Source organism: Pseudomonas sp. NFACC56-3 (genome assembly GCF_900100025.1).
In the GTDB taxonomy this organism is placed as follows: Bacteria; Pseudomonadota; Gammaproteobacteria; order Pseudomonadales; family Pseudomonadaceae; genus Aquipseudomonas; species Aquipseudomonas fluorescens_AA.
Genome location: NZ_FMTK01000009.1, coordinates 1 through 26,123, shown reverse-complemented (window position 1 = coordinate 26,123; position 26,123 = coordinate 1). Strand labels below are relative to the sequence as shown.

Genomic DNA, 26,123 nt, shown 5'->3' with positions numbered 1-26,123 from the left:
TTTTACAACTCATTCACAGCTTGCAAACGTTTGCCTGGTGCCTGATCGGCGAATTGCGGCAAGACGTCTGCGTGGGGCTTCCAAAGGAAGCCCGCGCTGTGTGGCTAGACGGTTATGGGTTCAGGCTGACGCCCGAAAAAACGTTGCGACCGAAGGGGCTGACTTTGAACCCTTCGACTTTGGCACTCAGCGGCTGGTTGACCGTGGAGTGGGCAACAGGGGTGATCGGCACTTGCTGCTTGAGCAACTGCTGGGCCTGTTTGTAGAGCACGGTGCGCTGGTCGCGGTCGGTGACGACCTTGGCCTGCTTGATCAGCTTGTCGTAGTCCTGGTCGCACCACATGGAGTAGTTGTTGCCACCAATGGCGTCGCAACTGTACAGCGTGCCAAGCCAGTTGTCCGGGTCCCCGTTGTCACCGGTCCAACCGATCAGGCTGACGTCGTGCTCGCCATTCTTGGTGCGCTTGATGTACTCGCCCCATTCGTAGCTGACGATCTTCACTTTCAAGCCGATCTTCGCCCAGTCGGCCTGGAGCATCTCGGCCATCAGCTTGGCGTTGGGGTTGTACGGACGTTGCACGGGCATGGCCCAGAGGGTGATTTCAGTGCCTTCCTTGACCCCGGCGGCCTTGAGCAACTCCTTGGCTTTTTCCGGGTTGTAGGCGACGTCCTTGATGGTGTCGTCGTAGGACCACTGCGTCGGCGGCATGGCGTTGACCGCCAGTTGTCCCGCGCCCTGGTACACCGCATTGAGAATGCCTTGCTTGTTCACTGCCATGTCCAGCGCCCGGCGCACTTCGACCTGATCGAACGGTTTGTGGCGGGTGTTGTAGGCGATGTAGCCCAGGTTGAAGCCGGGCTTCTCGATCAACTGCAGCTTGGGGTCGTTCTTCAAGGCCGGCACGTCGGCGGGACGCGGATGCAGGGTGATCTGGCATTCGTTGGCCTTGAGCTTCTGCACCCGCACCGAGGCGTCGGTGTTGATGGAGAAAATCAGGTTGTTCAGTTTCACCCGCTCCGGCGCCCAGTACTGCTGGTTGGCAACGTAGCGGATGTTGGAGTCTTTCTGGTAGCTCTTGAACTCGAACGGCCCGGTGCCGATTGGCTTCTGGTTGATGTCGCTCGGCTTGCCGCTCTTGAGCAACTGGTCGGCGTATTCGGCCGACAGGATCGCGGCGAAGCTCATGGCGATGTTCTGGATGAACGCGGCGTCCACGCTGTTGAGGGTCATGACCACGGTCAATGGCCCGGTCGCTTCCACCTTGGCGATGTTCTTGTTCAGGCTCATGCCGTTGAAGTAGGGGAACTCGGTGGGGTAGGCCTTGCGAAACGGATGCTGCGGATCAAGCATGCGGTTGAAGGTGAACAGCACGTCGTCGGCGTTGAAATCCCGGGTCGGCGTGAAGTAGTCGGTGGTGTGAAATTTCACCCCTTCGCGCAGGTGGAAGGTGTACTTCAAGCCGTCTTCGGAAATGTCCCAGCGGGTTGCCAGGCCTGGGACCACGTTGGTCGCGCCTTTTTCGAACTCGGCCAGGCGGTTGTACAGCGGTTCGGCGGCATCGTTGTCGGTGGCCGTGGTGTATTGCGCGGTGTCGAAACCGGCGGGGCTGCCTTCGGAACAGAACACCAGGCTACCGCCGGCGGCCTGGGCCGCGGACGTCGCGGCCAGCAGGCCGGTGCCCAGCAATGCGGATAAAACCAAGGTATGGCGCATGACGCTCCCTCTCTCGTTCGGGGTGTTTTAACAGTGAACCGACGTCCTTCCGGGACAGGTCCGGGGCACTGAGCTCATTCCATTGCGTAGCGATGCCGCAGGGCTGGCAAGTCGCCCAAGTGCCGACGGTATGAGCCGTGGGCCGGGCGGTAAATGCGTAATGCCTGAAAGACTTGTGGGAAAAGGCGATACGTCCCAAACCAACTGCTGTGGTACGCAGTGCTTTTGGATGTAGGCATTTTCCTGGGTCTTGGCGTAAAGCAACGGTATGCCGTGGGAGCGAGCCCTGCTCGCGATGGCGTTGTTGGTACACCGCCATCGCGCTCATAAAAGGGGCCGCTACGCCCGAAGCGTCGGACCGGCCCAGCGGGAGCAAGCTCCCTCGCCACAGGTCACCTTATTTGCTGACGCTGACGCCGTAGAAGGAGTTCAAGCCAAAGGGGCTGATCTTGAAGTCCTGCACGTTGGCGCGCATGGGTTGATACACCGTCGAGTGAGCGATAGGTGTCATGGGCACGGCATCCTTGAGGACGTGTTGTGCCTGTTTGTACAGTTCGGTGCGCTTGGCCTGGTCGGTGGTGCGCTTGGCTTCCTTGACCAGACCGTCGAATTTCTTGTCGCACCATTTGGAGAAGTTGTTGCCGGCCAGCGAGTCGCAACCGAACAGCACGTTGAGCCAGTTGTCCGGGTCACCGTTGTCACCGCTCCAGCCGATGATCATCGCCTGGTTCTCGCCACCCTTGGAACGCTTGATGTACTCGCCCCATTCGTAGCTGACGATGTTGACGTTCAGGCCGATTTTCTTCCAGTCGGACTGCAGCATCTCGGCCATCAGCTTGGCGTTCGGGTTGTACGGACGCTGGACCGGCATCGCCCACAGGGTGATGTTGGTGCCTTCCTTGACGCCGGCTTCCTTGAGCAGCTCCTTGGCTTTCTCAGGGTCGTACTTGGCGTCCTTGATGGTGGTGTCGTAGGACCATTGGGTCGGCGGCATGGCGTTGACGGCCAGTTGGCCTGCGCCTTGGTAGACCGAATCGATGATCTGCGGCTTGTTGACCGCCATGTCCAGCGCCTGGCGGACCTTCAGGTTGGCCAGTACGTTCGGCTCGTTGCTGCCCTTGATCTTGTCCATGACGTTGTAGGCGATGTAGCCCAGGTTGAAGCCAGCCTGGTCAGGCATCTTCAGCGTTTTGTCTTCTTTCAGGGCCTTGAGGTCGGCCGGGCGCGGGAAGAGAGTGATCTGGCACTCGTTCTTCTTCAGCTTCTGCATGCGCACCGACGGGTCGGTGGTGATGGCGAAGATCAGGTTGTCGATCTTCACGTCTTCAGGCTTCCAGTAGTCCTTGTTCCCGGTGTAGCGAATGTTGGAGTCTTTCTGGTAGCTCTTGAACACGAACGGGCCAGTGCCCACCGGCTTCTGGTTGATGTCCGGGGCCTTGCCTTCCTTGAGCAGCTGGGCGGCATACTCGGCGGACTGGATCGAGGCGAAGCTCATGGCCATGTTCTGGATGAACGCGGCATCGACGTCCTTGAGGGTGAACTTGACCGTGTGGTCGTCGACTTTATCGATCTTGGTGATGTTGGTGTCCATCCCCATGTCGGTGAAGTACGGGAATTCGGTCGGGTACGCCTTACGGAACGGGTCGTCCTTGTTGATCATGCGGTTGAAGGTGAACAGCACGTCATCGGCGTTGAATTCGCGGGTCGGCTTGAAGTACGGGGTGGTGTGGAACTTGACGCCTTCACGCAGGTGGAAGGTATAGGTCAGGCCGTCGTCGGAAATATCCCACTTGGTCGCCAGGCCAGGAGTCACAGCGGTGCCGCCGCGTTCGAACTGGGTCAGACGGTTGAACATGGTCTCTGCAGAGGCGTCGAAGTCGGTTCCGGTGGTGTACTGACCCGGGTCAAAACCGGCCGGGCTGCCTTCGGAGCAGAACACCAGGTTAGTCGCGGCTTGGGCGAAAGGTGCGCTGGCTAATAAGCTTGCGCCGACTAAAAACGGAATGACCGCTTGTTTAAGCATGTTGGCCTCATGATTTGTTGTCATTTTTGGATTTGAGGGCGACCTCGTGAGTCGTCCTGCGGATACTTATGCAGGCCTCATACCCAATGCAAGTTCCAGAGCGGTCACAAGTCCGAAACAGTGGCACGAACGTACCTTAATGTCGCATCCGTGTAACTTCCGACGCATTTGATCGTTTGCGCGCGTTTTTTAGGGGCGAGTCGCGCCCTTTTCCGGTGCGAAGCGGCGCTTCGATGCGCCGGAAAAGGGCGGGTATTACTTCTTCAAACCCACGCCGTAGAAGGGTGTGAGGCCGAATGGGCTGAGTTTGAAATCCACCACTTTCCTGTTTATTGGCTGGAAGACCGTGGAGTTGGCGATGGGCGTGATCGGCACCTGTTGCTTGAGGATTTTCTGCGCTTGCTGGTACAGATCGATCCGTTGCTGGCGGTCGGTGGACACCTTGGCCTGCTGGATCAAGCGGTCGTAGGCCGGGTCGCACCACTTGGCGTAGTTGCTGCCCTTGACCGCCGCGCAGCTGTACAGCACCCCCAGCCAGTTGTCGGGGTCGCCGTTATCGCCGGTCCAGCCGTAGATCATTGCGTCATGTTCGCCATTTTTTGCACGCTTGATGTACTCGCCCCATTCATAACTGACGATGTTGGCCTTGATGCCGATCTTGGCCCAATCCTGCTGGATCATCTGTGCCGACATTCGTGCATTGGGGTTGGACGCGCGTTGCACCGTCATCGCCCATAAATTGACGGTGGTACCCGGCGCAACCCCGGCCTCCTTGAGTAGCGCCTTGGCCTTGGTCATGTCGTGGGGCGCGTCCTGGATGCTCGGGTCGAACGACCACTGGGCCGGTGGCAAGGCGTTCTGCGCCAGTTGACCGGCGCTCTGGTACACGGCCTTGATGATCGCCGGCTTGTCGATGGCCATGTCCAGCGCTTGCCGGACCTTGAGCTGGTCCAGGGGCGGGTGTGTCACGTTGTAGGCCAGGAAACCCAGGTTGAAGCCGGGCTGCTTGAGCACCTGCAGGTTCGGATCCTGTTCGATCACCTCGATGTCGGCCGGGCGTGGGTAGCCACTGACCTGGCATTCACCGCGCTTGAGCTTTTGCAGACGCACGGCGGCGTCCGGGGTGATGGAGAAAATCAGGTTGTCGAGTTTCACGTCCTCGGGTTTCCAGTACGCCGTGTTGGCGGCGTAGCGGATCTGCGAGTCCTTCTGGTAGCGCTTGAACACGAACGGCCCGGTGCCGACGGGTTTCTGGTTGAGGTCGCCGGCCTTGCCTTCCTTCAACAACTGCGCTGCGTATTCGGCGGACTGCACGGAGGCGAAACTCATCGCCAGGTTTTGCACGAAGGCGGCGTCGACGTTGTTCAGGTTGAAGCGCACGGTGTGCTCGTCGACTTTCTCGACGCTTTTGATCGTGGTGTTCAGGCCCATGTCGGTGAAGTACGGCGACTCGGTGGGGTAGGCCTGGCGGAACGGGTGCTGCGGGTCGAGCAGGCGCTGGAAGGTGAACAGCACGTCGTCGGCGTTGAAATCGCGGGTGGGGATGAAGGAGTCGGTGGTGTGGAATTTCACGCCGTTGCGCAGGTGGAAGGTGTAGGCCAGGCCGTCGGGCGATACGTCCCAGCTCGTGGCTAATCCGGGTTCGACCTCGGTGCCACCGCGCTTGAATTGGGTGAGGCGGTTGAAGACGGTTTCGGCCGAGGCGTCGAAGTCGGTGCCGCTGGTGTATTGGCTGGGGTCGAACCCGGCGGGGCTGGCTTCGGAGCAGTAGACCAGGGTGGTGGCGGCTTGGGCCATTGGGGCGCTGCTGATCAGGGCCACGGCGAGCAGGAGAGGCTTGAGGGTGGTTCTGTCCATGAAATCCCTTGGAGGGTGGTGAGGTTTTCAGGAGAGTAGCGTTGCGGGTGGGGGTGTTGGAAATATCGAAAAGTGAGGGGGACCGTTGGGTTTGGGTATAGCGCTTTGGACGAGGCGGCCTGATAGCCGACCTGTCTTTCCTGGGTGTACTTCGATCCAAACTGTGGGAGCGAGCTTGCTCGCGATGGCGGCCTGACAGCCGGCCAGGATTTTGTTGACCGGGTACAAATTCATTGCTGCGGTAACGGCCACTTAGGGTTCCGCCCTGACGGCGGGTCACTTTCGAAAAGCGCGAAAGTAACCAAAGCGCTTCATGCCCCACCACTCGGCACCTCGCCTAGGCTCGGTGTGCCCTCACTCCGGCATTGTTCCGTGGGCCCGCCGCGAAGGGCCATCCATGGCCCAGCGCGGCTATCCCGGCATTCATGCCGGGATGCCCACTCCACAATGCCTGCGTTCGGCCAGCGTGGTTAACGGGGCGCCGAGATCAACGTCCACCGCGAGGCGGCCTTATAGCCGACCTGGTTCTTGATGGGGACCGCGTTTCCCCTGTGGGAGCGGGCTTGCTCGCGAAGGCGGCCTGACAGCCGGCCTGATTCCTTCGGGTGTACCCGATTCACTGGTTGAAGCAATACACCTCCGTCTCGTCGAACAGCTAACCCCGTGGCGAGGGAGCTTGCTCCCGCTGGGGCGCGAAGCGGCCCCAAAAGCAGCGACTCCATTCATCTGACACAACCCGGCGCTTGGGTTGGGGCTGCTGCGCAGCCCAGCGGGAGCAAGCTCCCTCGCCACGGGGTTTGCGGTGGGTCGGAAGGCTGTATAAATCATTCAGAGGTGTCGGACGGATCTGCTCCTCAGAACGAAAGATCCGACAAGCTTTTAAGGTTGTCCCTCGGAAGTGGGCTCTCTAACCTTTCGCCTGTCGCTGCGAAACAGCGGCCGGGAGAGTTGTGCCAGTTGCTGGTGGACAAGGCGTTGGATCAGATCGAAGCGCCGGCCAGCTCAGCCTGCCCGCCCACTTAAGGTCGGGCACCGTCTTGTGGCGAGGGGATAAGTCTCCTCGCCACAGAGGATGCTCGATTCTCCGTAGGTTCTACTGTGCGGGCATACACCTGATACTTCTGACAGTAGATTTTTGGAGGCATGGTTATAAGGTGGTTACAGGCACGCTGCTCTTGAGTAGCGATCCGTACTGACCTAATCCATGGAAGAGGTGTGACGATGGCCGCTAGAGAAATCCGCATTTCAATTGAAGACCTTGATCGTGACAGTAGCCCGGAGGTTCTGTTCGAGTTCTATACCGGTACAAAGGTGGACTTTGCTACCTCTGTTTCTTCTTCTTCGAAGAACGGAAAGTATGACAAAGTGGATGTGAAAGGTGATGCCGACGGTGATGGTGATTTCGATGCACAGGACGATGAACTGTTCATCAACCTCGCTCGGTCAGTCGTAGCGCTGCTGAAGTAAGAACAGCTAACGTCTGGCGATGTTGCGAGTCTTCCTCGCTTTTTCAAACGTGCCATCCTCCCATTGACGAATGGCGAAGTCTGGAATAACGCCGCTGGACTGGCAAGTGGCCCGGCGGCTTGGTGTTTCGTTAAGTCCCGTTGCCACAAAGGCGCGGCTCTACTGTTGCCGGTACACCTGCCACTTCTGGCGGTAGGTTTTTGGAAACATGGTTATAACGTGGCAACAGGCGCGCCACTAAGCGCCGATGCCGTATTGAGCCAATCCATGGAAGAGGTGTAGCGATGGCCGCCGAAGAAATCCGTATATCGCTTAAAGACTTCGATAAAGACGAAAGCCCGGAGGTTCGGCTCGAGTTTTTTCGTGACAACAAGAGTTACTTGCTCACCTTTGTCGCATCCTCCTCGAAGGATGGGCGCTACGACAAGGTGGGTATAAAAACCGATTTAAATGAAGATGGCGCACGGGACGGGCGAGATATTGAGTTGCTCACTCAACTCGCGCAGGCGGCTGTGCCTTTGCTGAAGTAAAGACCGTTTGATCGTTCCCACGCTCTGCGTAGGAACGCAGCCCGGGACGCTCTGCGTCCCTTTCCAAAGCCGAACGCGGAGCGTCCGTGGAGGCATTCCCACGCGGGAGCGTGGGAACGATCAGGCGGGTTACTGCAACAACACCTCAACCACCCCATCCGCCGTCATCGGCACCTTGCTGGTGCCCGCTTCCACGTCAGGTGTCACCGACTCAGCATCCATGGACGCGCCTTTCATCATCATTTGCGGGCGCATGTACGGTTGTGGGTAGCCGTTGGTGTTGAAATTCAGGTTGACGATCTTGTAGCCCTTGCCGCCCAGGGCTTCGGTGGCGAGTTGAGCGCGGGCCTTGAAGGCGTTGACGGCGTCTTTGAGCAGGGCGTCTTCGCTGCTCTGGCGGGTGGCGGTGGCGATGGCGGAAAAAGGGGACAGATTTATTTTTAAATGCTCTGCTACGCTGAAAGCTTCCACGGATAGAGGGTTCTTATATGCCCAGAATGTTTTACCGGAGGCGGCCGAGAGTTGAGTCGGGAAAATAAATCTGTCCCCTTTTTGCGTGCGGCGATAGGCCAGATGTTGGATTATGCGTCTAAATTGCATCCGGATGATTTTAGGAAAAAGTAGTGATGAGCTTCGAACTGTTGGGTTTTGGTGATTTAGGTCCGGTGCACGTCGGTATGACTCGCGATCAATCGCGGGCGATATTGGGGGGGGATTTTGACGAGTTCTTCAAAACGACAGACTCTACAGTTCCGACTGACGCCTACGATGATTTAGGAGTACATGTTTATTTTGATGAGAGTTTCGCCATCATCGGCTTGGAGTTCTTGAAATGGAGCGACCTCAGCTGGCGCGGACAGCGTTTGTCCGGTGCGGATGTACTTGAAGTTCGGCAGCATTTGGTTGCGCAAGGTGAGGTCCTGAACTTTAATAATTCGGGATTTGATGTGGACGGATTGGGTCTTAGGGTTTATGCGCCTGATATTGGTGAAGAGGACGCTGTGATACAGGCGGTTTATGTCAGCTTTGTGAAAAACAAATAAGCTTGCTGAGAGGAACGACTCCCGAGCTTCATCAGGTGTTGGGAAAAGGTGCGTTTGGTGCGGGATAAATGAGCTTGGGTGGGTTGCTCCTGTGATTGGGAATAAGGCACACAGTTGACGGTGCATTAGCCCGGTCGAATTCGCCCGCTCCATATCGCACACCGAGTCGTCAGGTTTGGGGCTGCTGCGCAGCCCAGCGGGAGCAAGCTCCCTCGCCACGGGGTTTGCGGTGGGGCGGAAGGCTGCATAAATCATTCAGGTGCGTAGGAAGGATCCGCTCTTCAGAACGAAAGATCCGACAAGCTTTTAAGGTTGTCCCTCGGAAGTGGGCTCTCTAACCTTTGAACGTCGCTGCCTAATCAGCGACCGGGTGTGGAAACCTGAACCTTTTAGCAGTGGCATGGCTGAACATCGTGTTGCCGACGTCTCGTTTCGTCTGCAAACTGCGTCTTGGCGGCTGTGCGTGGGCAGACTTCGGTCTGGCCGGGTCCTGCTAACCGGTATTTCCACCCCGCGTACCGCTGCCACCTTATTGTCGCGTGGAAACGACACAGGGATGGCTCCAATTTTAAGCAGGAGAATTAGATATGGATAAGCCAGTCCCCGACCCACCCTTCAACAAAACCAATCCCCTTTCCGGCTTCGACGCCATCGAAGACCTCTTAAAAGACCGCGCCGCCGCCGAGCGCGCCCTCGATCATTACCTGAATCCAAAAAAACCAGAGCCAAGCACCGATCAGCGCATCGATAGCCTGTTCTCAGTCACCGCCAAAGCCGACACCGATACGCTGCTCACCAGCACTTCGGAAACCCTGGCCTCGATAAAAGCCATGGCCGAGGATCTGGCATTCGAAGTGGAGGGCACGCGCCGGAGCGTGGCGTTGGGGATTCATCAGTTGGTAGAGTTGTGCCAGTTGCTGGTGGACAAGGCGTTGGATCAGATCGAAGCGCCGGCGAGCTCGGCCTGCCCGCCCATTTAAGGTCGGGCACCGCCCTGTGGCGAGGGAGCAAGCTCCCTCGCCACAGGGGCGCGGTGAGGCATTCCCACGCCGGAGCGTGGGAACGATCAGGCGGGTTACTGCAACAACACCTCAACCACCCCATCCGCCGTCATCGTCACCTTGCTGGTGCCCGCTTCCACGTCAGGTGTCACCGACTCCGCATCCATGGACGCGCCTTTCATCATCATCTGCGGGCGCATGTACGGTTGTGGGTAGCCGTTGGTGTTGAAGTTCAGGTTGACGATCTTGTAGCCCTTGCCGCCCAGGGCTTCGGTGGCGAGTTGAGCGCGGGCCTTGAAGGCGTTGACGGCGTCTTTGAGCAGGGCGTCTTCGCTGCTCTGGCGGGTGGCGGTGGCGATGGCGAAGTCCATGCCGCCCATTTTCATGTCCCCCAGCAGCTCGCCGGTGAGTTTGGACAGGGCGGCGAAGTCGGCGCTTTCCAGGCGCAGTTCGGCGCGTTCACGCCAGCCGGTGATTTTCCCGCCTTTGTTGTCGTAGATCGGGTAGCTGTTACGGCTGCCCTGGCGCAGGGTGATGTCCTTGACCTCTTTGGCCTGGCCGATGGCTTTGTTCACCGTGGTGCTGATCGCGGCGGCGAGTTTGGCCGGGTCGGTGTTTTGTTCTTCGGTGTAGAGGGTGACGATCATCAGGTCTCGGGCGACTTCCTGGCTGGCTTCGGCGCGCAGGGAAATCTGGTTGTAGTGAAGCTCGTCGGCGGCCAGGGCCGGCAGGCTGGCGACGGTGCCGAGGCTGAAGGCGAGCAGGGCGGCGGGGCGACTGAACGTGTGCATGAAAGCTCCTTGGGATGAGGCGCAGGGGTGAGGTCCGGGCCTGCGTGAAGGATAAGACTCTAGCTTTTATGGGTGGGTTCGCACAGTTACAACTTCTATACAGATACCTGAAGCCAATGAAGAACTCCGTGGCGAGGGAGCTTGCTCCCGCTGGGGCGCGAAGCGGCCCTAAAAGCAGCGACTCCATTTATCTGACACAACGCGGCGCCGGGGTTGGGCCTGCTGCGCAGGCCAGCGGGAGCAAGCTCCCTCGCCACAAGGGGTATATGCAGCATTGAGAGCTGTGGCGCTTTGCCGCATAGCTGCCGCTGCAACCCGCGCCTTGGTTATACTCCGTGCGATCCGCCTGGAGCGCTCATCAGGAGAGCTCATGCTCGCCCCTTTGCAAATGACTTCCGCTTCCCGCCAGAACCTCTGGCGCCTGACGTTTATCCGTATTCTGGTCCTGGCGGCCCAGGCCGGCTCCGTGGGGCTCGCTTATTGGTTCGACTTGCTGCCGCTGCCCTGGCTGCAGTTGGCGATCACCCTGGTCTGTTCCAGCGTGCTGTGCGCGCTGACGGCGATTCGCCTGCGTGCCTCGTGGCCGGTGACCGAGCTGGAATATGCGGTGCAACTGGCGTGTGACCTGTTTATCCACAGCGCGCTGCTGTATTTCTCCGGCGGCTCCACCAACCCCTTCGTCTCTTATTACCTGGTGCCGCTGACCATCGCCGCCGTGACGTTGCCGTGGCGGTTTTCGCTGATTCTTTCCGGCATCGCCCTGGCCCTGTACACACTGTTGCTGGTGCGCTTCTACCCGCTGGAAACCTTTCCCATCGCCCGGGAGAACCTGCAGATCTATGGGATGTGGCTGAGTTTCGCCCTGGCGGCGGCGGTCATCACGTTTTTTGCCGCGCGCATGGCCGAGGAGCTGCGCCGCCAGGAAGAGCTGCGGGCTATCCGCCGTGAAGAAGGCCTGCGGGACGAGCAACTGCTGGCCGTGGCGACCCAGGCCGCCGGCGCCGCCCATGAACTGGGTACACCGCTGGCGACCATGAGCGTGCTGCTCAAGGAAATGCGCCAGGACCATCACGACCCGGCGCTGCAGGACGATCTCAGCGTGCTTCAGGACCAGGTCAAGCTCTGCAAGGAAACCCTGCAATACCTGGTGCGTGCCGCCGAGGCCAATCGGCGGCTGGACATCGACATGCAGGCGGTCACCTTCTGGCTCGATGATGCCCTGAACCGCTGGCACCTGATGCGCCCGGAAGCCAGTTATCGCTTCCAGTGCCTGGGCAAGGGCGTGGTGCCGTGCATGGCGCCGCCGCCAGACCTGACCCAGGCGCTGTTGAACCTGCTGAACAATGCCGCCGATGCCTGTCCCGACAATCTGGAAGTGGCGTTGGACTGGAACGCTTATGAACTGACCATCTGCATTCGCGACCACGGCGCCGGCGTGCCGCTGGCGATTGCCGAGCAGATCGGCAAGCCGTTCTATACCACCAAGGGCAAAGGTTTCGGCCTGGGCCTGTTCTTGAGCAAAGCCAGCGTGACACGCGCCGGCGGCTCGGTGAAACTCTACCCCCATGAGGAAGGCGGCACGCTCACCGAGCTGCGCCTGCCCCATGCCGACCGAGGAGACGAAACATGAGTGACGAGATCCAAGTCGACGGCGAAGAACTGCCGCACCTGTTGCTGGTGGATGACGACGCCACGTTTACCCGCGTCATGGCCCGGGCCATGTCCCGTCGCGGCTTTCGCGTCAGCACCGCCGGTTCCGCCGAGGAAGGCCTGACCATCGCCCAGGCCGACCTGCCGGACTACGCCGCCCTGGACCTGAAAATGGACGGCGATTCCGGCCTGGTGCTGCTGCCCAAGTTGCTGGAGCTGGACCCGGAAATGCGCGTGGTGATCCTCACCGGTTATTCGAGCATCGCCACCGCGGTCGAAGCCATCAAGCGCGGCGCCTGCAATTACCTGTGCAAACCGGCGGATGCCGATGACGTGCTGGCGGCGCTGTTGTCCGAGCACGCCGACCTCGACACCCTGGTGCCGGAAAACCCCATGTCGGTGGATCGCCTGCAATGGGAGCATATCCAGCGGGTGCTGACCGAGCACGAAGGCAATATCTCCGCCACCGCCCGTGCCCTGGGCATGCACCGGCGGACCTTGCAGCGCAAATTGCAAAAGCGTCCCGTGCGTCGCTGAACCTGCGCTGAACAGGTGTTGTCCACCCTCGCGACACATCGGGCCGTTGCTTTATGATCGGCCCGAGTCTGTTCTTTTCTTTATCGAGCCTTAACCATGAATCAGAACGCTGAATATTCCGCGGTCAATGACGCGGTGCGCGGGCAGTTTTTCCGCCGTGTCTGGCAAATGACCACGCCGTACTGGCGCAGTGAGGAGAAGGGCAAGGCCTGGACGCTGTTGATCGCCGTCATCGCGCTGTCGCTGTTCAGCGTGGCGATTTCGGTGTGGATCAACAGTTGGTACAAGGATTTCTACAACGCCCTGCAGGAGAAGAACAGCGCGGCATTCTGGCAGTTGATCCTGTATTTCTGCGGCATCGCGGCGGTGGCGATCCTCGGCGCCGTCTATCGCTTGTACCTCACGCAGATGCTCACCATTCGTTGGCGGGCCTGGCTCACCGAGCAGCATTTCGCCCGCTGGCTGGGCAACAAGAATTACTACCGGCTGGAGCAGGGCGGCTATACCGACAACCCGGACCAGCGGATTTCCGAAGACCTCAACAGTTTCACCACCAATACCCTGGGCCTGGGGCTGGGATTGCTGCGCACCGTGGTCAGCCTGGTGTCGTTCTCGATCATCTTGTGGGGCGTGTCCGGCAGCATCGAAGTGTTCGGCTACACCATTCCCGGCTACATGTTCTGGTGCGCCCTGGTGTATGCGGCGGTGGGCAGTTGGCTGACGCACCTGATCGGCCGACGCCTGATCGGGCTGAACAACAACCAGCAACGCTTCGAAGCCGACCTGCGTTTCTCCATGGTCCGGGTGCGTGAAAACGCCGAGAGCATTGCGCTGTACAACGGCGAACCGAACGAGAACCGCCGCCTGAGCGGGCGCTTCGGCCTGGTCTGGCATAACTTCTGGGACATCATGCGGGTGTCCAAGCGCCTGACGTTCTTCACCTCCGGTTATGGCCAGATCGCGATCATCTTCCCGTTCATCGTTGCCGCGCCGCGCTACTTCGCCGGCAAGATCCAACTGGGCGAGCTCATGCAGATCAACTCGGCCTTCGGCAATGTGCAGGAGAACTTCAGCTGGTTCATCAGCGCCTACGCCGACCTTGCCGCATGGCGCGCCACCTGTGATCGTCTGTTGAGTTTCCGCCAGGCCATGAGCGACAACGAAGACCGCGTGCCGGCCATCGATGTGCAGAACCAGGGGAGCGCGTTGGCGGTTCATAACCTCGGCTTGGATCTGGCCGACGGTCGTCATCTGCTCGACAACGCCGATATGAACGTGGCGCCGGGCGAGCGAGTCATGCTCAGCGGTCGTTCCGGCAGCGGTAAATCGACCCTGTTTCGCGCGATGGGGCATTTGTGGCCTGCGGGACACGGGACGATCCGGCTTCCGGCGGCGCGTTACCTGTTCCTGCCGCAGAAGCCCTATCTGCCCATTGGCAGCCTGCGGGAAGTGTTGAGTTATCCACAGGCCGGCGACGTCTACCCCAACGAACGTTATGCACAGGTGCTGGAAACCTGCCGCCTGCCACACCTGATCCTGCGGCTGGATGAAAGCAACCACTGGCAGCGCATGCTCTCGCCTGGCGAGCAACAACGCCTGGCCTTTGCCCGCGCATTGCTTTATGCACCGCAATGGTTGTACATGGACGAAGCCACGTCGGCGATGGACGAAGAAGACGAGGCGACGCTGTATCAGGCGCTGATCGACCAGTTGCCGGGCCTGAGCATCGTCAGCGTCGGCCATCGAAGCAGTTTGAAACGTTTCCATCCGCGACATGTGCGTATCGAAAATGGCCAACTGGTGGAGCGCACCGTGACCGCTTAAACACTGCAAAACCTGTGGGAGCGGGCTTGCTCGCGAAGGCGGTGGGTCAGTTGATATTGATGTATCTGGCACACCGCTTTCGCGAGCAAGCCCGCTCCCACACTGGATTTGTGTTGATCATGATATTTAAGTACGCAACCGATCCAATGTGGCAGCGAGCTTGCTCGCGATGAAGGCGACTCGGCGTCAGCACCCGACTCGCCACCGCGCCCACGGTGATCGTACAACCACGTTGCGCTATGATGATGCCATTCAGCCGCTTGCCGAGACACTGACACATGGAAAACCCGATCGACGTACCCCGCCTTCCCCGCAAGCGCCGCAGCCTGGCGCAGGAGCTGGTGACGGTGCTGACCGAGCAGATTCGCGACGGCCTGCTCAAGCGTGGCGATAAATTGCCCACCGAGTCGGCGATCATGGAAGCCCATGGCGTCAGCCGCACCGTGGTACGCGAGGCGATTTCCCGCTTGCAGGCCGCCGGCCAGGTGGAAACCCGCCATGGCATCGGCACTTTCGTGCTGGATCCGCCCAGCCCGAGCGGTTTTCGCATCGACCCGGCCACGGTAGTCACGTTGCGTGACGTGCTGGCGATCCTGGAGTTGCGCATCAGCCTGGAAGTGGAATCCGCCGGGCTCGCGGCGCAGCGCCGCAGTGACGAGCAGCTGGCGGCGATGCGTGCGGCCCTCGACGCATTGAACGAGAGCGCGGCCCATGCCACCGACGCGGTGGCCTCGGACTTCGCCTTCCACCTGGAAATCGCCCTGTCCACCGGCAACCGCTATTTCACCGACATCATGACGCACCTGGGTACCAGCATCATCCCGCGTACCCGGGTGAACTCGGCGCGCCTGGCCCATGATGACCATCAGCACTACATGAACCGCCTGAGGCGCGAGCATGAAGAAATCTACGAAGCCATCGCCCGCCAGGACTCCGACGCGGCCCGTGCCGCCATGCGCTTGCACCTGACCAATAGCCGCGAGCGACTGCGCCAGGCTCATGAAGAGGCGCAGGCGCAAGGCTGAAGTCGCTCACTGCTCGGGGGGCAAGGAGGCTGTTGTGGCGAGGGAGCTTGCTCCCGCTGGGCTGCGAAGCAGTCCCTTGTATCTGGCATCGGAAATGAGGGGGCCGCTTCGCGCTCCAGCGGGAGCAAGCTCCCTCGCCACATAAAACATCCCTCGCCGAAGAAAACGGTGTTCGGTTTTCGATCTGTTTGCCTGTCTGACAAATCGCAGCGCCAGCCCTACGCGCTGATCCGCAACATTTGCGGCTCGGATGTATCGGGATCCCAGCTCTCGTAGCTAACCTCATAACGAAGCTCAACCAATTGGCCGACGTAAGCTGCCAAGTCGGTATTGGTTAGCGTCATTGTCACATCCTTGCGTGGCGTACCTTCCTCGCCGTCGGTCAGAGGTGTAAACGCGCCTACCGGAGTAGGAGGCGTCGAGCCGACGCCCAGAGTCAGTCGGGCGTTCGAGTACGGGTCGAAAGCTGCATCCGGAATTTTCACGGTTAACGTCTTTGTCTTTGCCAAGCTGATCGTGACTTCCCCGGTGGCTGGAAAATCCTTGAGCATCGGTTTCGCATACGTCTTCGCCATGACGTCACTCCTTGTGAGGCGGCCCTGATCGTTGCGCACGGACGACTCACTTTAAAGATTTCAGAAAAGGACCACAGCCGGGCGTCGCACGGCCACACTGCCGTTATGCCTCCTTCCCGCAATCTCGCCTACTGACAGAGTTGACAGTCTCGATCAGCGGTCCGGGGGACTCGCTCGCCAGTTTCATTGGCTCTCCAATTTCGCCGGATGACCCGATTTACAAGGCTTCGCGACCAACCTCCATGCCCTCACACCTGACGCAGGACGAAATGCAGTTGACGTATGCATTTTAAGTTGTACGATGACCTACAACTTCTGGCCGAAGCTTAACCATCTCATACACATTTTGCGTCCCAGGGTGTTCGAATAATGAATCCACAAGAACTGAAGTCCATCCTCTCGTCTGGCCTGCTGTCGTTCCCGGTCACCGATTTCACGGCCCTTGGCGATTTCAATCGCGACAGCTACATCAAGCGCCTCGAGTGGCTGGCCCCGTATGGCGCCTCTGCCTTGTTCGCAGCGGGCGGCACCGGTGAATTCTTCTCCCTGGCCGCCAGCGAGTATTCGCAGGTCATCAAGACCGCCGTCGATACCTGCGCCACCAGCGTGCCAATCCTTGCCGGTGTTGGCGGTGCCACCCGCCAGGCCATCGAATACGCTCAAGAAGCCGAGCGTCTGGGCGCCAAGGGCCTGCTGCTGCTGCCGCACTACCTGACCGAAGCCAGCCAGGACGGCGTTGCCGCCCACGTTGAAGCCGTGTGCAAATCGGTAAAAATCGGCGTGGTGGTGTACAACCGCAACGTCTGCCGCCTGAACGCCACTCAGTTGGAACAACTGGCCGAGCGCTGCCCGAACCTGATCGGCTACAAGGATGGCCTGGGCGATATCGAACTGATGGTTTCGATCCGTCGTCGCCTCGGCGATCGTTTCAGCTACCTGGGCGGCCTGCCGACCGCTGAAGTCTACGCCGCGGCCTACAAGGCGCTGGGCGTGCCGGTCTACTCCTCGGCGGTGTTCAACTTCATCCCGAAAACCGCGATGAACTTCTACCACGCCATTGCCCGCGACGATCACGAGACCGTCGGCAAAATCATCGACGACTTCTTCCTGCCTTACCTGGACATCCGTAACCGCAAGGCCGGTTACGCGGTGAGCATCGTCAAGGCCGGCGCGAAGATCGTTGGCTATGACGCGGGCCCTGTGCGCACGCCGCTGACCGACCTGCTGCCAGAAGAATACGAAGCCCTGGCCGCCCTGATCGACAAGCAAGGCAAGCAGTAACAGACCCGATAAGGCCGCTGAGTGATCAGCGGCTTTTTACGTAAGGTTTGTTCGTTCCCGCGCTCCACGTGGGAATGCCACTAGGGACGCTTCGCGTCCCTAGACAGCTTTTGTAGAAGGAGTAGCTCCGTGGCAGATTCAAAGCGTTTCGATAACTACATCAACGGTCAGTGGGTGGCCGGTGCCGACTATTGCACCAACATCAACCCGTCTGACTTGTCCGATGTCATCGGTGAATACGCCAAGGCTGACGCAGCGCAAGTCAATGCCGCCATCGAAGCCGCCCGCGCCGCGTTCCCGACCTGGTCGACCTCGGGCATCCAGGCCCGTCACGATGCGCTGGACAAAGTCGGCAGCGAGATCCTCGCCCGCCGCGAAGAACTCGGCCAATTGCTGGCCCGGGAAGAGGGCAAGACCCTGCCTGAAGCCATCGGCGAAGTGACCCGCGCCGGTAACATCTTCAAATTCTTCGCCGGTGAATGCCTGCGCCTGTCGGGCGATTACGTGCCGTCGGTGCGCCCAGGCGTCAACGTCGAGGTCACCCGTGAAGCCCTCGGTGTGGTCGGCCTGATCACCCCGTGGAACTTCCCGATCGCCATCCCCGCGTGGAAGATCGCCCCGGCCCTGGCCTACGGCAACTGCGTGGTGATCAAGCCCGCCGAGCTGGTGCCGGGCTGTGCCTGGGCCCTGGCCGAGATCATTTCCCGCGCCGGTTTCCCGGCCGGAGCGTTCAACCTGGTGATGGGCAGCGGCCGCGTCGTCGGTGAAGTCCTGGTCAACAGCCCGAAAGTCGACGGCATCAGCTTCACCGGTTCCGTGGGCGTGGGCCGGCAGATCGCGGTCAACTGCGTGTCGCGCCAAGCCAAGGTGCAGTTGGAGATGGGCGGCAAGAACCCGCAGGTCATCCTCGACGACGCCGACCTCAAGCAAGCCGTCGAACTGGCGGTGCAGAGCGCGTTCTACTCCACCGGCCAACGTTGCACGGCCTCCAGTCGCCTGATCGTCACCGCCGGCATCCACGACACGTTCGTTGCGGCCATGGCCGAGCGCATGCAATCGATCAAGGTCGGTCATGCGTTGAAGGCCGGCACCGACATCGGCCCGGTGGTTTCCGAAGCCCAGCTCAACCAGGACTTGAAGTACATCGACATCGGCCAGAGCGAAGGCGCGCGGCTGGTCAGCGGTGGTGGTTTGGTGACGTGCGATACCGAAGGTTACTTCCTGGCGCCGACCCTGTTCGCCGACAGCGAAGCGTCGATGCGCATCAGCCGCGAAGAGATCTTCGGCCCGGTGGCCAACGTCGTGCGCGTGGCCGACTACGAGGCCGCGCTGGCGATGGCCAACGACACCGAGTTCGGTTTGTCCGCCGGTATCGCCACCACCTCGCTGAAGTATGCCAACCACTTCAAGCGCCATTCCCAGGCGGGCATGGTGATGGTCAACCTGCCCACCGCCGGCGTGGATTACCACGTGCCGTTCGGCGGGCGCAAAGGTTCGTCCTATGGTTCGCGTGAGCAAGGTCGCTACGCGCAAGAGTTCTACACCGTGGTTAAAACTTCTTACATCGGATCGTAAGTGCGACACCGCCAGGGCCGGTGATCCCCGCCCTGGCGTCACAATCTGCTGACCCGCATAAAAATAAATAGTGGGAGTACATCTACATGCAAGCGACCAAGCCGACACACGTCCGCTATTTGATCCTGCTCATGCTGTTCCTGGTGACGACGATCAATTATGCCGACCGTGCCACCATCGCCATCGCAGGCTCCAGCCTGCAAAAAGACCTCGGCATCGATGCCGTCACCCTCGGTTATATCTTCTCCGCTTTCGGCTGGGCCTATGTGGCCGGGCAGATTCCCGGCGGCTGGTTGCTCGACCGTTTCGGGTCGAAAAAAATCTATGCCTTGAGCATTTTCACCTGGTCGCTGTTCACCGTGCTGCAAGGCTATGTGGGTGAATTCGGCCTGTCCACGGCCGTGGTTGCGTTGTTCATGCTGCGCTTCCTGGTTGGGCTGGCCGAAGCGCCGTCCTTCCCGGGCAACGCACGGATCGTCGCCGCCTGGTTCCCCACCGCGGAGCGCGGCACCGCCTCGGCGATCTTCAACTCGGCGCAGTATTTCGCCACCGTGCTGTTCGCACCGCTGATGGGCTGGATCGTCTACCGCTTCGGCTGGCAGCACGTGTTCATCGTGATGGGTGTGATCGGCATCGTGTTCTCGCTGATCTGGCTGAAAGTGATCCACAGCCCGCGCCAGCACCCGATGATCAACGAAGCCGAGTTCAATCACATCGCCGCCAATGGCGCGATGGTCGATATGGACCAGGACAAAGGCAAGGATAAGAAAACCGACGGTCCGAAGTGGGATTACATCCGCCAGCTGCTGACCAACCGCATGATGCTCGGTGTCTATCTGGGCCAGTACTGCATCAACGGCATCACATACTTCTTCCTGACCTGGTTCCCGGTGTACCTGGTGCAGGACCGCGGCATGACCATCCTCAAGGCCGGTTTCATCGCGTCCTTGCCGGCCATCTGCGGTTTTATCGGCGGCGTGCTGGGCGGGGTGATTTCCGACTACCTGCTGCGCAAGGGCCATTCGCTGACCTTCGCCCGCAAAGCACCGATCATCGGCGGCCTGCTGGTCTCCAGCAGCATCGTGGCCTGCAACTACGTGGACATCGAATGGATGGTGGTGGGCTTCATGGCCCTGGCGTTCTTCGGTAAAGGCGTCGGCGCACTGGGCTGGGCCGTGGTGTCCGACACGTCGCCAAAACAGATCGCCGGCTTGAGCGGTGGTCTGTTCAACACTTTCGGCAACCTGGCATCGATCACCACGCCAATCGTCATTGGCTACATCATCAGCGCCACCGGTTCGTTCAAGTGGGCACTGGTGTTCGTCGGTTGCAACGCGCTGGTGGCGGTGTTCAGCTACCTGGTCATCGTCGGGCCGATCAAGCGTGTGGTACTCGAGGAACCGACGGCCAAGGATGTCGAGATTTCCAGCCTGTCTGAAGCGAAATCCTGAAGGAGCGGCATCAATGCAACTGATTGAACATGCCGATTCGCCGCGTTACATCCGCTTGCATGAGCGGGACAACGTAGTAATCGTCGTCAATGACCAGGGCGTACCGGCCGGGACCGAGTTCCCGGACGGCCTGGTCACCGTGGACTTCGTACCCCAGAGCCACAAGGTCACCCTGGAGGATATTCCCGAGGGTGGCGAGGTGATTCGCTACGGCCAGGTCATTGGCTATGCGCTGCAGCCGATTGCTCGTGGCAGTTGGGTCAAGGAAGACCAGTTGCGCATGCCCACCGCGCCGCCGTTGGACAGCCTGCCGCTGTCCACCGACGTACCGGCGGCCGATGCCCCGCTGGAGGGTTACACCTTCGAAGGTTATCGCAACGCCGACGGCACCGTCGGCACGCGCAACATCCTGGGCATCACCACCACGGTGCAGTGCGTGACCGGGGTGCTGGACCACGCGGTCAAGCGCATCAAGGATGAGCTGCTGCCCAAGTACCCGAACGTCGATGACGTGGTGGCGCTGACCCACAGCTATGGCTGTGGCGTGGCGATCACCGCCACCGACGCGTATATCCCGATCCGTACCGTGCGCAACCTGGCCCGCAACCCGAACCTGGGCGGCGAGGCACTGGTGATCAGCCTGGGCTGCGAGAAATTGCAGGCTGGGCAGGTGATGCATGAGGGCGACAGTTCGGTGGACCTCAGCGAGCCGTGGTTGTATCGCTTGCAGGATTCCAGTCACGGTTTCACTGAAATGATCGAGCAGATCATGGAATTGGCCGAGACCCGCCTGAAGAAACTCGACCTGCGCCGTCGTGAAACCGTGCCGGCCTCGGAACTGATCCTGGGCATGCAGTGCGGCGGCAGCGATGCGTTTTCCGGCATCACCGCCAACCCGGCGTTGGGTTATGCCTCGGACCTGTTGCTGCGGGCGGGGGCGACGGTGATGTTTTCCGAAGTCACCGAAGTGCGCGATGCGATCTACCTGCTGACCTCCCGGGCGCAAACCCGGGAAGTTGCCCAGGAGCTGGTGCGGGAAATGGACTGGTACGACCGCTACCTGGCCAAGGGCGAGGCCGATCGCAGTGCCAACACCACGCCGGGCAACAAGAAGGGCGGGTTGTCGAACATCGTCGAAAAATCCCTGGGCTCGATCGTCAAGTCTGGCAGCAGCGCGATCAACGGCGTGCTTGGCCCAGGCGAGCGCTTCAAGCAAAAGGGCCTGATCTTCTGTGCCACGCCGGCCAGTGATTTTGTCTGCGGCACCTTGCAACTGGCGGCGGGGATGAACCTGCATGTGTTCACCACCGGCCGGGGCACGCCGTACGGCTTGGCCATGGCCCCCGTGGTGAAGGTCTCGACCCGCACCGAACTGGCCCAGCGCTGGCCTGACCTGATCGACATCGATGCCGGCCGGATCGCCACCGGACGGGCGACCATCGAAGAGTTGGGCTGGGAGCTGTTCCACTACTACCTGGACGTGGCCAGCGGCAAGAAGCAGACCTGGGCCGAGCGGCACAAGCTGTACAACGACATCACCTTGTTCAACCCTGCGCCGATTACCTGATGATGTCTTGATCGTTGGAGACCAGTGTGGGAGCGGGCTTGCTCGCGAACGCGGTGGTTCAGCCAGCAGTGATGTTGGATGAGCCGCCGTCTTCGCGAGCAAGCCCGCTCCCACAAGGATGTGGGCTACATGTGGATTCTTTGCCCGGCGCAGAATAAATGTGGGAGCGAGCCTGATCGCGATAGCACTTCACCAGACGCCAATGCCGTGAGTGGCTTATCATTAGCCACCTAACGACACCCCTCCCAAGGTCCCCGGCATGCTGGCAATTTTCCTCGAAACCCTGAACATCACCGCGCCGGTGTTTGCCATGCTGTTTCTGGGGGTGTTGCTCAAGCGCATCGACTGGATCAACGACAATTTCATCCACATCGCCTCGTCCCTGGTGTTCAACGTCACCATGCCGGCGCTGTTGTTCCTCGGCATCCTGCACGCGGACCTGCATGCGGCGTTGCAGCCGGCTCTGTTGATCTATTTCTCTGTCGCTACCCTGGTGAGCTTTGCGATGGCCTGGGGCTGGGCGATCTGGCGTTGCCCGCGGGAAGATCGCGGCATCTATACCCAAGGTGCGTTTCGCGGCAACAACGGGGTCATCGGCCTGGCGCTGGCGGCGAGCATGTATGGCGACTACGGGATTTCCCTGGGAGCGATTCTCGCGGCGCTGGTGATCCTGTTCTACAACACCTTGTCGACCATCGTGCTGGCGGTCTACAGCCCGGTGATCAAGTCCGACCCGTGGAGCATCTGCAAAAGCGTGATCAGCAATCCGCTGATCATCAGCGTGATCGTCTCCGCGCCGTTCGCCTATTGGCAGATTGGCGTGCCGAACTGGTTCGAGACCTCGGCCAAGTACCTGTCGCAAATGACCTTGCCCCTGGCGCTGATTTGCATCGGTGGCACGCTATCGCTGGCGGCCCTGCGCAAGAGCGGCAAGATGGCCCTGAGTTCGAGCCTGGTGAAGATGGTCGGCCTGCCGCTGGTGGCCACCCTCGGTGCCTGGCTCTGGGGTTTTCGCGGGGCGGAACTGGGGATCCTGTTCCTGTACTTCGGCAGCCCCACCGCCGCCGCCAGCTTCGTCATGGCCCGGGCGGCCGATGGCAACCATGAACTGGCGGCGGCGATCATCGTCATCACCACCTTGATGGCGGCGATTACCACCAACCTGGGGATCTTTGTGTTGCAGTGGGGTGGGTGGATCTAGGCTTGGGTTTGCGGTGTTCCTGAGGTCCAATCGCGAGCAAGCTCGCTCCCACAGGAGGTTTGTGGCGTACACACATTTTGTGTTCAGCGCCGGTCAACTGTGGGAGCGAGCTTGCTCGCGATTGCGATCTAACGGTCACTCCGGTTTTTGATAACTATCGATCACTTCCTGCGCCGCTCGAAACGCATCGATCGCCGCCGGCACTCCGGCATACACCGCGCAATGCAGCAATGCCTCGCGAATTTCTTCCACCGTGCAACCGTTGTTCAGCGCGCCGCGCACATGGCCTTTGAGTTCCTGCGGGCACTTGAGGGCGGTGAGGGCGGCGAGGGTGATCAGGCTGCGGGTCTTCAGCGGCAGCCCCTCGCGTTGCCAGACGCTCCCCCAGGCATGTTCGTTGACGAAATCCTGCAACGGCTGGGTGAACTCGGTGGCGTTGCCCAGGGCGCGGTCGACGAACGCGTCGCCCATGACTTGGCGACGCATGTCCAGGCCGGTCTTTGGAGTGTCGGTCATGGCAAATCCCTCTTGTGGTGTTGGCGGCGCCAGGCGCGCAGGGAGGTGAACAGCAAAAACGCGAGCAGGGCCGGCAGCGCATAGAACAGCATCAGCCGTTCCAGTTGGCCGGCCAGGGGCATGCCGGTGGTGAACGACACCACGTGCAGCCCGTAGGCCAGGTACAAGCCCAGGAACAACAGGCCTTCGGCGCGGGTGACGCGATAACCGGAATAGAACACCGGCAGGCACAGCACCGCCACGCCGAGCATCACTGGCAGGTCGAAATCCAGGGCGTTCGGCGAGACCGACAGTGGCGTGGGCGCGGCGAGGGCGGTGACCCCCAGCACGCCCAGCAGGTTGAACAGGTTGCTGCCGATCACGTTGCCCACCGCGATGTCCCGCTGGCCCCGCAAGGCGGCGATCAGCGACGTGGCGAGTTCCGGCAGCGAGGTGCTGACGGCGACGATGGTCAGGCCGATGATGCGTTCCGAGAGCCCGAGGTCCGTCGCCACTTCCACCGCCGCACCCAGCAACAGGTGCCCGGCGAAAACCAGCATCGCCAGGCCCGACGCGATCATCAACACACTCTTGACCCAGGACAGGTGGGCCACGTCGCCCCCCACCGGGTGCGGTCGCCCCGAATGCCGTGACTGGCGCAGCAACAGCCCGAGGTACACCGCCAGGGCCAGCAGCAGCCAGATGCCGTCCAACCGGGTCAGTTCTTCATTCCAGGCCAGCACGAACACCAGCAGGCTGGCACCGATCATCAGCGGGATGTCCAAGCGCACCAGTTGGCGCGAGACGCGCAGCGGAATGATCAGCGCCGACAACCCGAGGGTGACGAGGATATTGAAGATGCTGCTGCCGATCACGCTGCCCACGGCGATGTCGGCGTTCTGTGCCAGGGTCGCCTGCAGGCTGACGGCCATTTGCGGCGCACTGCTGCCGAAGGCGACGACGGTCAGGCCGATGATCAGCGGTCGTACCTGCAAGCGCGCCGCCAGGCCCACGGCGGCGCGCACCAGCAGTTCGGCGCCGCCGATCAGCAACAGCAGGGCGCCGAACAATTCGATCAGGCTGAGCAGCGGTAGGGCGGTGAGTAGGGTAATGGCCGGGCTCCGTCTATCAATCGTCGAGGGCTTGCACGCGCACCCGTGCGGTGCCGCTACGCAACATGCCCAGCTGCTCGGCGGCTTCGCGGGACACGTCGATCAAACGGCCTCGGGAGTATGGGCCACGGTCGTTGATGCGCACCACCACGCTGTTATTGTTGCCCAGGTTGGTGATTTTCACCCGAGTGCCGAACGGCAACTGGCGATGGGCGGCGGTCAGGCCGTGCTGGTCGAAACGCTCGCCGCTGGCGGTGCGCTTGCCATGGTGCCTGGCACCGTAATAAGAGGCGACGCCGGTCTGGTCGTAGCCGTGTGGATCGACCGTCCCGCTCTGGCTGGCGCAACCGGCCAGCAGGGACAGCAGGGCGCAGGCGCCGAGGAGACGCTTCATTCGAAAGTTTCCAAATACAAATGTGGGAGCGAGCTTGCTCGCGAAGAGGCCAGCACATTCAACATCTGTGTTGACTGACATGCCGCTATCGCGAGCAAGCTCGCTCCCACAAAGGAGATTGGAGCCAGATTTGAAGGCTGGCTCCATGTCCATCAGCCCTCGAGCTTGCTTTTCAGCAGTTCGTTGACCTGCTGCGGGTTGGCCTTGCCCTTGGAGGCTTTCATGGCCTGGCCGACGAAGAAGCCGAACATCTTGCCCCGCTTGGCTTCGTCTGCCGCCCGGTATTGTTCGACCTGCTCGGCGTTGGCCGCGAGCATTTCATCGAGCACGGCGGAAATGGCGCCGGTGTCGGTGACCTGCTTCAAGCCGCGCTTCTCGATGATCTCGTCGGCGCTGCCTTCACCGTTGGCCATGGCTTCGAACACCATCTTGGCGATCTTGCCGGAAATGGTGTTGTCCTTGATCCGCACCAGCATGCCGCCCAACTGCTCGGCCGACACTGGCGACTGCTCGATCTCCAGGCCTTGCTTGTTCAGCAAGCTGCCCAACTCGACCATCACCCAGTTGGCCGCCAGCTTGGCGTCGCCGCCGATGCTCACGACTTTTTCGAAGTAATCGGCCTGTTCGCGGCTGGTGGCCAGGACGTTGGCGTCGTAGCTCGACAGGCCGAACTGCGCCTGGAAGCGCTCGCGTTTCTGCGGCGGCAGTTCCGGCAGGGTGGCGCGCACGTCATTGAGGAACGAGTCCTCGATGACCACTGGCAGCAGGTCCGGGTCGGGGAAGTAACGGTAGTCGTTGGCTTCTTCCTTGCTGCGCATCGGACGGGTCTCGTCCTTGTTCGGGTCATACAGGCGGGTTTGCTGGATGACCTTGCCGCCGTCCTCGATCAGTTCGATCTGGCGCTGGATCTCGCTGTTGATCGCCTTCTCGATGAAGCGGAACGAGTTGACGTTCTTGATCTCGCAGCGGGTGCCGAACTCGACCTGGCCCTTGGGCCGGATCGACACGTT

22 protein-coding genes and 1 pseudogene are annotated in these 26,123 nt (G+C 60.7%); 13 read left to right on the top strand and 10 right to left on the bottom strand.

The features are described from left to right. Positions 1–112: 112 nt before the first annotated feature. The 3 genes from BLO80_RS14335 to BLO80_RS14325 all read right to left on the bottom strand — a co-directional run bounded on the left by BLO80_RS14335 (position 113) and on the right by BLO80_RS14325 (position 5,594). Positions 113–1,714, bottom strand: coding sequence for an ABC transporter substrate-binding protein (locus tag BLO80_RS14335; RefSeq protein WP_092328488.1), 1,602 nt, complete (start codon positions 1,712–1,714; stop codon positions 113–115). Between the two features lie 397 nt (positions 1,715–2,111). Further along, positions 2,112–3,737 (bottom strand): ABC transporter substrate-binding protein, encoded by a 1,626-nt coding sequence (locus BLO80_RS14330; RefSeq protein WP_092328486.1) that lies wholly within the window; start codon positions 3,735–3,737, stop codon positions 2,112–2,114. Between the two features lie 255 nt (positions 3,738–3,992). Further along, entirely contained in the window at positions 3,993–5,594 is a 1,602-nt protein-coding gene (locus BLO80_RS14325; RefSeq protein ID WP_092328483.1) for an ABC transporter substrate-binding protein, read from the bottom strand. A 1,221-nt stretch (positions 5,595–6,815) separates the two neighbouring features. On the opposite strand from BLO80_RS14325, the gene BLO80_RS14320 reads away from it, so the two are divergent. Both BLO80_RS14320 and BLO80_RS14315 read left to right on the top strand, forming a co-directional pair. Beyond that, entirely contained in the window at positions 6,816–7,061 is a 246-nt protein-coding gene (locus BLO80_RS14320) for a hypothetical protein (RefSeq protein ID WP_092334452.1), read from the top strand. 284 nt (positions 7,062–7,345) lie between these two features. Next, a complete protein-coding gene (locus BLO80_RS14315; RefSeq protein ID WP_092334454.1) occupies positions 7,346–7,591 on the top strand; it encodes a hypothetical protein in 246 nt (81 codons plus the stop codon). A gap of 129 nt (positions 7,592–7,720) precedes the next feature. On the opposite strand, the pseudogene BLO80_RS14310 reads toward BLO80_RS14315, so the two are convergent. Beyond that, a pseudogene (locus BLO80_RS14310) lies at positions 7,721–8,008 on the bottom strand (SIMPL domain-containing protein); the annotation flags it as partial. Between the two features lie 209 nt (positions 8,009–8,217). Here BLO80_RS14310 and BLO80_RS14305 point away from each other — a divergent pair. Further along, positions 8,218–8,634: a hypothetical protein gene (locus tag BLO80_RS14305; protein ID WP_092334446.1), complete on the top strand. Its 417-nt coding sequence runs from the start codon at positions 8,218–8,220 to the stop codon at positions 8,632–8,634. A gap of 587 nt (positions 8,635–9,221) precedes the next feature. Further along, positions 9,222–9,614, top strand: coding sequence for a DUF6124 family protein (locus tag BLO80_RS14300; RefSeq protein ID WP_092334444.1), 393 nt, complete (start codon positions 9,222–9,224; stop codon positions 9,612–9,614). A gap of 95 nt (positions 9,615–9,709) precedes the next feature. Here the strand turns inward: BLO80_RS14300 and BLO80_RS14295 are convergent, their stop codons facing one another. Then, positions 9,710–10,426: an SIMPL domain-containing protein gene (locus tag BLO80_RS14295; protein WP_092340924.1), complete on the bottom strand. Its 717-nt coding sequence runs from the start codon at positions 10,424–10,426 to the stop codon at positions 9,710–9,712. A gap of 370 nt (positions 10,427–10,796) precedes the next feature. On the opposite strand from BLO80_RS14295, the gene BLO80_RS14285 reads away from it, so the two are divergent. From BLO80_RS14285 to BLO80_RS14270, 4 genes are all read left to right on the top strand, one after another. Continuing rightward, a complete protein-coding gene (locus BLO80_RS14285; protein WP_092334287.1) occupies positions 10,797–12,056 on the top strand; it encodes an ATP-binding protein in 1,260 nt (419 codons plus the stop codon). Continuing rightward, positions 12,053–12,613, top strand: a complete 561-nt coding sequence (locus BLO80_RS14280; protein ID WP_003177957.1) for a response regulator transcription factor — start codon at positions 12,053–12,055, stop codon at positions 12,611–12,613. Before BLO80_RS14285 ends, BLO80_RS14280 begins: the two co-directional genes overlap by 4 nt. A gap of 96 nt (positions 12,614–12,709) precedes the next feature. After that, entirely contained in the window at positions 12,710–14,437 is a 1,728-nt protein-coding gene (locus BLO80_RS14275; RefSeq protein WP_092334289.1) for an ABC transporter ATP-binding protein/permease, read from the top strand. Between the two features lie 278 nt (positions 14,438–14,715). Continuing rightward, a complete protein-coding gene (locus tag BLO80_RS14270) occupies positions 14,716–15,462 on the top strand; it encodes a FadR/GntR family transcriptional regulator (protein ID WP_092334291.1) in 747 nt (248 codons plus the stop codon). Between the two features lie 218 nt (positions 15,463–15,680). Here the strand turns inward: BLO80_RS14270 and BLO80_RS14265 are convergent, their stop codons facing one another. Next, entirely contained in the window at positions 15,681–16,037 is a 357-nt protein-coding gene (locus BLO80_RS14265) for a hypothetical protein (protein WP_092171489.1), read from the bottom strand. 369 nt (positions 16,038–16,406) lie between these two features. On the opposite strand from BLO80_RS14265, the gene kdgD reads away from it, so the two are divergent. From kdgD to BLO80_RS14235, 5 genes are all read left to right on the top strand, one after another. After that, positions 16,407–17,318 (top strand): 5-dehydro-4-deoxyglucarate dehydratase, encoded by a 912-nt coding sequence (gene kdgD / locus BLO80_RS14260; RefSeq protein ID WP_092334293.1) that lies wholly within the window; start codon positions 16,407–16,409, stop codon positions 17,316–17,318. 129 nt (positions 17,319–17,447) lie between these two features. Continuing rightward, positions 17,448–18,893, top strand: coding sequence for an aldehyde dehydrogenase family protein (locus BLO80_RS14255; protein ID WP_092334295.1), 1,446 nt, complete (start codon positions 17,448–17,450; stop codon positions 18,891–18,893). Between the two features lie 86 nt (positions 18,894–18,979). Continuing rightward, positions 18,980–20,344: an MFS transporter gene (locus BLO80_RS14250; RefSeq protein WP_092334297.1), complete on the top strand. Its 1,365-nt coding sequence runs from the start codon at positions 18,980–18,982 to the stop codon at positions 20,342–20,344. Between the two features lie 13 nt (positions 20,345–20,357). Beyond that, entirely contained in the window at positions 20,358–21,911 is a 1,554-nt protein-coding gene (gene garD, locus BLO80_RS14245; RefSeq protein ID WP_092334299.1) for a galactarate dehydratase, read from the top strand. Between the two features lie 259 nt (positions 21,912–22,170). After that, positions 22,171–23,112, top strand: coding sequence for an AEC family transporter (locus BLO80_RS14235; protein ID WP_092334303.1), 942 nt, complete (start codon positions 22,171–22,173; stop codon positions 23,110–23,112). Positions 23,113–23,247: 135 nt separating this feature from the next. On the opposite strand, the gene BLO80_RS14230 is transcribed toward BLO80_RS14235, so the two are convergent. The 4 genes from BLO80_RS14230 to gatB all read right to left on the bottom strand — a co-directional run. Further along, on the bottom strand, positions 23,248–23,628 hold the full coding sequence (locus BLO80_RS14230; protein ID WP_025211835.1) for a carboxymuconolactone decarboxylase family protein: 381 nt from the start codon (positions 23,626–23,628) through the stop codon (positions 23,248–23,250). Continuing rightward, positions 23,625–24,686, bottom strand: a complete 1,062-nt coding sequence (locus BLO80_RS14225) for a calcium/sodium antiporter (RefSeq protein ID WP_092334305.1) — start codon at positions 24,684–24,686, stop codon at positions 23,625–23,627. Before BLO80_RS14225 ends, BLO80_RS14230 begins: the two co-directional genes overlap by 4 nt. A 49-nt stretch (positions 24,687–24,735) precedes the next feature. Next, on the bottom strand, positions 24,736–25,113 hold the full coding sequence (locus BLO80_RS14220) for a septal ring lytic transglycosylase RlpA family protein (RefSeq protein ID WP_092334307.1): 378 nt from the start codon (positions 25,111–25,113) through the stop codon (positions 24,736–24,738). A 152-nt stretch (positions 25,114–25,265) separates the two neighbouring features. After that, positions 25,266–26,123 (bottom strand): Asp-tRNA(Asn)/Glu-tRNA(Gln) amidotransferase subunit GatB (gatB, locus tag BLO80_RS14215; protein WP_092340922.1); only part of this gene is annotated, 858 nt, incomplete at its 5' end.